Consider the following 8132-nt stretch of genomic DNA (forward strand, 5'->3'; position numbering starts at 1 on the left):
GCTGCATCCCTTAACGAACTCATTTGAAGGAAAGCAAACATGGCTGCTAAAGAAGTTAAATTTGGTATCTCCGGTCGTAACAAAATGCTGGACGGCGTCAACACGCTGGCCAACGCCGTTAAGGCTACCCTGGGGCCAAAAGGTCGCAACGTACTGATCGAGCGTAGCTACGGCGCGCCGCTGATCACCAAAGACGGTGTAACCGTTGCCAAAGAAATCGAGCTGAAAGATCGCTTCGAAAACATGGGCGCTCAGCTGGTCAAAGATGTTGCCTCACGTGCCAACGACGACGCGGGTGACGGTACTACTACCGCTACCGTTCTGGCCCAGGCCATCGTTACCGAAGGCCTGAAAGCGGTTGCTGCTGGCATGAACCCGATGGATCTCAAGCGCGGTATCGACAAGGCAACTGCTGCCATCGTTGCCGAGCTGAAGAACCTGGCCAAGCCTTGCGCTGATTCCAAAGCTATCGCTCAGGTCGGTACTATCTCCGCCAACTCTGACTCATCCGTCGGCAACATCATTGCCGAAGCGATGGATCGCGTCGGTAAGGAAGGCGTCATTACGGTTGAAGAAGGCTCCGGTCTGGATAACGAGCTGTCCGTTGTAGAGGGCATGCAGTTTGACCGTGGTTATCTGTCTCCTTACTTCGTCAACAAGCCAGAGACCATGTCTGCCGATCTGGACCAGCCTTACATCCTGCTGGTTGACAAGAAAATCTCCAACATCCGTGAACTGTTGCCGGTTCTGGAAGCGGTTGCCAAATCAGGCCGTCCGCTGATGATCGTTGCTGAAGATGTTGAAGGCGAAGCGCTGGCGACTCTGGTTGTCAACAACATGCGCGGTATCGTCAAGGTTGTTGCGGTCAAGGCACCTGGTTTTGGTGATCGTCGCAAGGCTATGCTGCAGGACATCGCTGTACTGACCGGTGGTACCGTCATCAGCGAAGAAATCGGCCTGAGCCTGGAAACCGCTACTCTGGAGCACCTGGGTCAAGCCAAGAGCGTTCAGATCAACAAGGACAACTCCACTATCGTTGACGGCTCTGGTGCCAAAGTCGATATCGAAGCGCGTGTTACTCAACTGCGTAAGCAAGTTGAAGACACCACTTCTGACTACGACCGTGAGAAGCTGCAAGAGCGTCTGGCCAAGTTGGCTGGCGGTGTTGCTGTGATCAAGGTTGGCGCTGCTACCGAAGTTGAAATGAAAGAGAAGAAGCACCGCGTAGAAGACGCTCTGCACGCTACTCGCGCCGCTGTCGAAGAAGGCGTGGTACCTGGCGGTGGTGTTGCTCTGGTTCGTACCCTGGCTGCCATCGAAGGCCTGAAGGGCGACAACGAAGACCAGAACGTCGGTATCAAGCTGCTGCGTCGCGCTGTTGAAGCGCCCCTGCGTCAGATCGTTACCAACGCGGGTGATGAAGCTGCCGTGGTACTGCAGGCAGTCAAGGCTGGCGAAGGTAACTACGGTTACAACGCGGCTACTGGTGAGTACGGCGACATGATCGAAATGGGTATTCTCGATCCTGCCAAGGTCACTCGTGCTGCGCTGCAAGCGGCTGCCTCGGTTGCCAGCTTGATGATCACCACCGAAGCCATGATTGCCGATCTGCCTGAAGAGGGCGGTGCTCCGGCTATGCCTGATATGGGCGGCATGGGTGGTATGGGTGGCATGGGCGGCATGATGTAATATTGCTGCACTGTTGTACCCGAAACCCGGCTCTTTTGAGCCGGGTTTTTTTATGGTGCGCCCGGCAGGGCGCACTCACTTGGAGGTGAAAGTCCTCTACACGCCCGGCAAGGGGAAGTGTTAGCCAGAGGCAAGGGTGTCGCGGGTGACTGCGAATCTGGAGGAAGCCCGAGGCAAAGCGCTGGCCTGACGAACAGGAAGCGGATACGAGGCGACGCGTCGGGGTAAGGCAGCCATAAAGGTCAAAGCCCGATACTTGCACGGAGCGACGTGGCGTAGATCCGACAGGCATAAGCGTGAAGGTGGGTGCATCATACCCGGGGAGATCTGCATGGTTGCCACTGTGCTACCGACGTTGCGAAACGTCGGGATGATCATGCAGAAGTCAGCAGAGGCCATAGTAGGTGCGCCTACCGAAGGGCCGAACATGAATGACCGCGATTAGGACGGCAGATACTCGATGCAGTCGATGAGACGCAAATGCGTGGAACAAGCGCAGCCATGACAACAGAGTCGGGGCGGAACCCCGGGGGTGTTGATCGTGGTGTTGATGTCTGCACGGCGACTGGCGGGCAAACGAAAGCGGGGGAGCTATCGCTGATGGAAGCGGTGGTGGATCGAACCAACGTATGGCTGGCGTACCGCAAAGTCGTCACTAACCGCGGTGCCCCGGGAGTCGATGGACTCACGGTTGAGCATTTCGGGCAATGGCTGAAGGTACACTGGCCAAGCATCAAGACAGCTCTGCTAAGCGGGCAATACCTGCCGCAGGCGATACGCGCAGTGGACATACCCAAGCCTGCGGGCGGGGTACGAACGCTCGGTATTCCGACGGTACTGGATCGCCTGATCCAGCAAGCGCTGTTGCAGAAACTCCAACCTGTATTTGAGCCGACCTTTTCCGAGTCCAGCTACGGCTTCCGGCCGGGGCGCAGCGCTCAGCAAGCCGTTCTTGCAGCACAGCAGTATGTGCAGGAAGGCCTCCGCTGGGTGGTGGATACTGACTTGGAGAAGTTCTTCGACCGCGTAAATCATGACATTCTGATGTCACGGATCGCGCGGCAGGTAAGCGATGCACGCGTGCTCAAGCTAATCCGCCGTTATCTGGAAGCAGGCCTGATGCGTGAGGGTAGGATGACAAAGCGACGTGAAGGCGCGCCGCAAGGTGGGCCGCTATCTCCGTTGCTGTCAAACATTCTGCTCACGGATTGGGACCGCGAGCTTGAGCGAAGGGGGCATGCCTTCTGCCGGTATGCAGACGACTGCAATATCTATGTCCGAAGCAAAACGGCGGGCGACCGGTTACTGATGCAGATGAAGAGGTTCCTTGCGGACCGGCTGAGATTGCAGATTAACGACGCCAAAAGCGCATGTGCCAGGCCCTGGGCGCGTAAATTCTTGGGCTACAGCCTGACGGCTCACCGTCAGGCGCGACTGCGTATTGCACCACCAAGCCTGCAAAGGCTAATGGAGCGGGTCAAAGAGCTACTTCGACAAGGACGAGGAAGAAGTCTGACACATACCATCGAGATACTGAATCCGGTGCTTCGAGGATGGATCGGCTACTTCAAGTACACGCAGACCAGGAATGCGCTGGAGAATCTGGATGGATGGCTAAGGCGGAGACTGCGCTGCCTGCTCTGGCGGCAAGCAAAGCACCGGCAAGGCCGAACCACGATGCTGCGTCGGCAGAGGCTAAGGGAAGATCGCGCATGGCGCTCGGCCCGCAATGGGCAAGGCCCGTGGTGGAATTCGGGTGCGTCACACATGAATGCTGCCTTCCCGAAACGCTTCTTTGATGCCTTGGGATTGATCTCGCTGCTGGATACCCAGCGGCGCCTTCAGTGTCAGTCATGAACCGCCGTATGCGGAACCGCACGTACGGTGGTGTGAGAGGGCGGCGGGAGTAATCCCGCTCCCTACTCGATCATGATCTTGGGGCTGGGATTTTTAGCCTGGAAAAGGCTGATTGATACGGCCTCGTTTGTAAGAGATCGCCTACAAGGCGTGTAGGTGATTGGCACTAGGTGGTGTGGGTATATTGGTTGTTTTGCTATAGGTATATTGGTAAGTGTCTGTTTTTTAAGTTTTTATAATCTTTGAGGTGGCCAGTAGTGCGGTCTGCGGCCAGTTGCGCGCGGCTTTGCGTAGGGTAAGATACATCCATGCGCAACGGACAGCGCCGCTCGGCAGGATGCTTGAGCCAAGGATTTTCAGGATGATGAAGCCAGGACGGCTAGACAGGGAAGGCACATAGGGAATGAAGAGTGGGCGAGTTTACTCGCCCCTTTTTTTGCCTGAAATTTAGCTTCAAGCCTCAAGCCTCAAGCCTCAAGCCTCAAGCTTAAAACCAAAACCAAAACCAAAACCAAAACCAAAAATCAGGCCCATACTGTCAATGCTTGTAGCTTGTAGCTTGTAGCTTGTAGCTTGTAGCTTGTAGCTTGTAGCTTGCGGCTTGCAGCAACAAAAAACCGGCACATGGCCGGTTTTTTGTTGCGTGGCAGCTGGCTGCTCAGCGCTCCAGGTACTGCATCTTGTCTGGTACGCCATCCCATTCTTCAGCATCGGGCAGCGAATCTTTCTTCTCGGTAATGTTTGGCCAAATCTCCGCCAGATCAGCATTCAGTTCAGTGAACTCCTGCATGTCTTCCGGGATCTCGTCTTCGGAGAAGATGGCAGTCGCTGGGCACTCGGGCTCGCACAGCGCGCAATCGATGCACTCGTCCGGGTGAATAACCAGAAAATTCGGGCCTTCATAGAAGCAATCGACTGGGCAGACCTCAACGCAATCGGTGTACTTGCACTTGATACAGTTGTCGGTAACAACAAAAGTCATGGTGGGGTCTCCATCAGAATCAGGCGAACAAAATCTGGCGCGTAGTCTATCAGCTTTTACGCGCCGGTACAGAGCGCTTGCGTTGTTTGCGTAGATTAAGCGATGTTTGCTGCACGTTAATGAAAATAAGTATCATTTACCAATAAGTTACTGCCATTCCTTCTGCATCTGGTATAGCAGGTCCAGTGCCTGGCGCGGACTCAGCTCGTCTGGTTTTAGCGCCTGTAGTTGCTCGACCAGCGGGTGCGGAGCGCTGGCGAACAGGTCGCTTTGCATCGGTTGACCAGATTGCTGATTACGCGCGCCGCTGTGTTGCTCAAGGCTGCTTTGTTCCAGTTTTGCCAGGTGCTCGCGTGCGCGCAGAATCACCGGTCGTGGTACCCCTGCGAGTTGCGCTACCTGCAAGCCATAGCTTTGGCTTGCCGGACCTGGCTGTACTTTGTGCAAAAACACGATGCGTTCGTTATGTTCGGTCGCGTTCAAGTGCACATTGGCCACCCCGGGATCGGTTTCGGCCATGCCGGTGAGTTCAAAGTAATGCGTCGCGAACAGCGTAAAGGCGCGTACTTTGGCCAGATACTCGGCCGCAGACCAGGCCAGTGACAGACCATCAAAGGTACTGGTTCCGCGGCCCACTTCGTCCATCAGTACCAGGCTGTCGGCGGTGGCGTTGTTGAGAATATTGGCGGTTTCGCTCATTTCCACCATAAAGGTGGAGCGGCCGCCGGCCAGGTCGTCGCTCGAGCCGATGCGGGTGAATATGCGGTCTACGCAGGACAGCTCAACCTCAGCGGCGGGCACAAAGCTGCCGATGTGCGCTAAAAGTACAATCAGCGCGGTCTGACGCATGTAAGTTGATTTACCGCCCATGTTGGGGCCGGTAATAATCAGCATGCGCGTATCTTCATCGAGCGTGAGGTCGTTCGCCACGAAGGGCGTTTCCAGCACCTGCTCAACGACTGAATGGCGGCCTTGCTGAATGTCGATGCGGCTGTCTTCAACAAAGCGCGGGCAGCTGTAGCTCAGCGTGCCTGCGCGCTCTGCCAGGGTGCTCAAAACGTCGACTTCGGCCAGGCTGGCGGCGGTGGTCTGCAGGTCGGCCAGGTCTTGATTCAGGCGGTCGAGCACTTCTTCGTACAACTGCTTTTCGCGTGCCAGAGCGCGACTGCGCGCTGACAGAGCTTTATCTTCAAAGGTCTTGAGTTCCGGTGTGATGAAGCGCTCCGCACCCTTGAGCGTTTGTCGGCGAATATAATCCGCTGGCGCCTGCTCGGCCTGGCTGCGTGACAACTCGATAAAATAGCCGTGCACGCGGTTATAGCCCACTTTCAGACTACTTAAACCACTGCGCTCGCGTTCGCGTGTTTCCAGATCAATAAGGTACTGCCCGGCGTTTTCGCTGATGTTCTGCAACTCGTCGAGCTCGGCATCAAAGCCCGCTTTGATCACGCCGCCATCACGCAGTACCGCTGGCGGGTTGTCGATAATCGCGCGGCTGAGTAAATCAGCCAGTTCAGGATAGGTTTGAATATGGCTTGCCAGCGCCTTCAGGTGGTCTGACTCCAGATCCTGCATGCAGCTCTGTAGCTCTGGCAGCGCGACCAGCGCATCGCGCAGACGCGCAAGGTCTCTGGGTCTTGCCGAGCGCAAAGCGATCCTGGCGAGAATACGCTCGATATCGCCGATACCCTTGAGCTGTGGCTGCAGGTCCAGATAGAACTGTTGATCCAGCAAGGTGCTGATACTGGCTTGCCGTGCGTTGAGTATTTGCATGTCGCGCAGTGGCCGGTTCAGCCAGCGCGCGAGCAAGCGGCTACCCATGGCTGTCGCACTGTGATCCAGGACGTCCAGCAGGGTGTTTTCGCGTCCGCCACTCAAATTCTGATCTATTTCGAGATTGCGGCGGCTGGCGCCATCGATGATCACGCTGTCTTCAAACCGCTCCTGCGCGATGCTGCGAATGTGCGGCAGTGCGGTACGCTGGGTCTCCTTGGCATAGCTCAGCAGGGCACCGGCCGCACCAATACCGAGGGTCAGCGAGGCGCAGCCAAAGCCAGCGAGATCTTTAGTGCCGAATTGCTGGGTCAGGGCTTTTTGTGCACTGTCCTGATCAAACTCCCAGGGTGCACGGCGACGCACGGCTCTGCGGCGCTCAATCGGCGTATTACTTTCCCAGTCATCCGGGATCAGCAGTTCGGCGGGTGCCAGGCGTTCCATCTCGCCCAGCAGGGTTTCCCAACCGCTCAGCTCCATGACGACAAAACGCCCGCTATTGATATCCAGTGTCGCCAGACCAAAGCCTTTCTCAGCGCCCACCAGGGCGGCCAGCAGGTTGTCACGGCGCTCATCCAGCAGCGCTTCATCACTCACCGTACCGGGAGTGATAATGCGCGCAACCTGACGCTCGACCGGTCCCTTGCTGGTCGCCGGATCGCCAATTTGTTCGCAAATGACGACCGACTCGCCGAGTTTCACCAGCTTGGCCAGATAGCCTTCGGCTGAGTGGTAAGGCAGGCCTGCCATGGGGATCGGCTGGCCACCGGACTGGCCGCGGGCGGTCAGGGTGATGTCGAGCAGACGTGCCGCTTTTTTTGCATCTTCATAAAACAGCTCGTAGAAATCACCCATACGGTAAAACAGCAGCTGTTCCGGGTGTTGCTGTTTGATGCTGAAGTACTGCTGCATCATGGGGGTGTGTGAAGTTTTGAGATCGTCTGTGTTCACTGGTAGCTCGCCTGTAGAATAGCTTCAAACCGCCTTTTGACAGGGGGTTTTCTGGTAAATTTGTCTGTGTAGCGTCTGAAGGAGTCTGATGAAATCTGCTGTAATCCAGTTCAAGAGTATAGGTTTTGGTATAGCTTTTGGTGTAGGGTTGTGGGCGCCTTAACAAAAAAGGCTGTTGATGATGAAAAGCTATACTTATGGCCAGAGCTTCATCAATGCCATCGATGGCTATCGTTCCAATCAGTTAATGGATCAAAGCATGCAGAATAACAAACACGGCAACAAGCCACTATCGGCGAGAGCCATCGAGACGATGCGGCCTGGCGATAAAGTCAAAGTAGACACTGGAGAGAATGCCGGTCTGCGTGTGACTTGCGGGGCTAGCGGTGGCAGGTCGTTCATCTATCGCTATCGGAGCCCCGAAACGGGCAAGCTAACTCAAGTCAAGATAGGGAATTACCCCTCGATGAGTCTGGCTGAGGCTCGCCTAGAGCTTGCTCGGATGAAGGCTTTACGACGAGATGGCGTATGCATTCGTGCCGAAATTCAGCGGGAGAAAGTACGTCAAAGTGCAAAAATTGAACAGGAAAAGGAAGCGGCAGAGGTGGCCGCGTTTACTGTTCGTGACTTGGTTGATCTGTACTTAACTGAAGTGATTGAGGATCGACTGGTTGTAAATCGTCGAACTGGGGCTCAGAAACGAGTTCCTGGTGCACGGAAACCTAAGGGGCAGGCCGAGACTAGGCGCACCCTGTGAATCGCCCCCAGTATTCTAGACACTCGCCAGACTCTGGTAATGACGCTTTTCGTACTCGACCGGTGACAGGTCACCACTCGTGCCGTGCCGGCGCCTTGGGTTATAAAACATCTCAATGTAATT

General features: G+C 55.8%; 6 protein-coding genes. 3 read left to right on the top strand and 3 right to left on the bottom strand.

Annotation, left to right across the window (positions count from 1 at the left end; genetic code table 11):
• The first annotated feature begins 39 nt into the window (after positions 1-39).
• Together groL and ltrA are read left to right on the top strand one after the other, a co-directional pair.
• The gene (gene groL, locus EF096_RS05995; RefSeq protein ID WP_123888710.1) at positions 40-1689 is read left to right on the top strand and encodes a chaperonin GroEL; all 1650 of its coding nucleotides are present in this window, start codon (positions 40-42) and stop codon (positions 1687-1689) included.
• Between the two features lie 600 nt (positions 1690-2289).
• Positions 2290-3546, top strand: a complete 1257-nt coding sequence (ltrA, locus tag EF096_RS06005; RefSeq protein WP_218565709.1) for a group II intron reverse transcriptase/maturase — start codon at positions 2290-2292, stop codon at positions 3544-3546.
• A gap of 658 nt (positions 3547-4204) precedes the next feature.
• Here the strand turns inward: ltrA and fdxA are convergent.
• Together fdxA and mutS are read right to left on the bottom strand one after the other, a co-directional pair.
• Positions 4205-4528 (bottom strand): ferredoxin FdxA, encoded by a 324-nt coding sequence (gene fdxA, locus EF096_RS06010; protein WP_123888712.1) that lies wholly within the window; start codon positions 4526-4528, stop codon positions 4205-4207.
• A gap of 147 nt (positions 4529-4675) precedes the next feature.
• Positions 4676-7216: a DNA mismatch repair protein MutS gene (gene mutS, locus EF096_RS06015; RefSeq protein WP_123888729.1), complete on the bottom strand. Its 2541-nt coding sequence runs from the start codon at positions 7214-7216 to the stop codon at positions 4676-4678.
• Positions 7217-7433: 217 nt separating this feature from the next.
• Here mutS and EF096_RS06020 point away from each other — a divergent pair, with 217 nt between their 5' ends.
• Complete coding sequence (locus EF096_RS06020) at positions 7434-8009, top strand: Arm DNA-binding domain-containing protein (RefSeq protein WP_218565708.1); 576 nt, start codon at positions 7434-7436, stop codon at positions 8007-8009.
• Between the two features lie 15 nt (positions 8010-8024).
• On the opposite strand, the gene EF096_RS06025 is transcribed toward EF096_RS06020, so the two are convergent.
• Positions 8025-8132, bottom strand: a 108-nt coding sequence (locus tag EF096_RS06025) for an IS3 family transposase (RefSeq protein ID WP_148079639.1), incomplete at its 5' end; no start/stop codon positions are given.

It is taken from the genome of Pseudomonas neustonica (assembly GCF_003797945.1).
In the GTDB taxonomy this organism is placed as follows: Bacteria; Pseudomonadota; Gammaproteobacteria; order Pseudomonadales; family Pseudomonadaceae; genus Halopseudomonas; species Halopseudomonas neustonica.

Coding starts and splice junctions, on each gene's coding strand:
- groL (WP_123888710.1), top strand. CDS start 40: ATGGCTGCTAAAGAAGTTAAATTTGGTATCTCCGGTCGTAACAAAATG.
- EF096_RS06020 (WP_218565708.1), top strand. CDS start 7,434: ATGAAAAGCTATACTTATGGCCAGAGCTTCATCAATGCCATCGATGGC.
- ltrA (WP_218565709.1), top strand. CDS start 2,290: ATGGAAGCGGTGGTGGATCGAACCAACGTATGGCTGGCGTACCGCAAA.
- mutS (WP_123888729.1), bottom strand. CDS start 7,216: ATGATGCAGCAGTACTTCAGCATCAAACAGCAACACCCGGAACAGCTG.
- fdxA (WP_123888712.1), bottom strand. CDS start 4,528: ATGACTTTTGTTGTTACCGACAACTGTATCAAGTGCAAGTACACCGAT.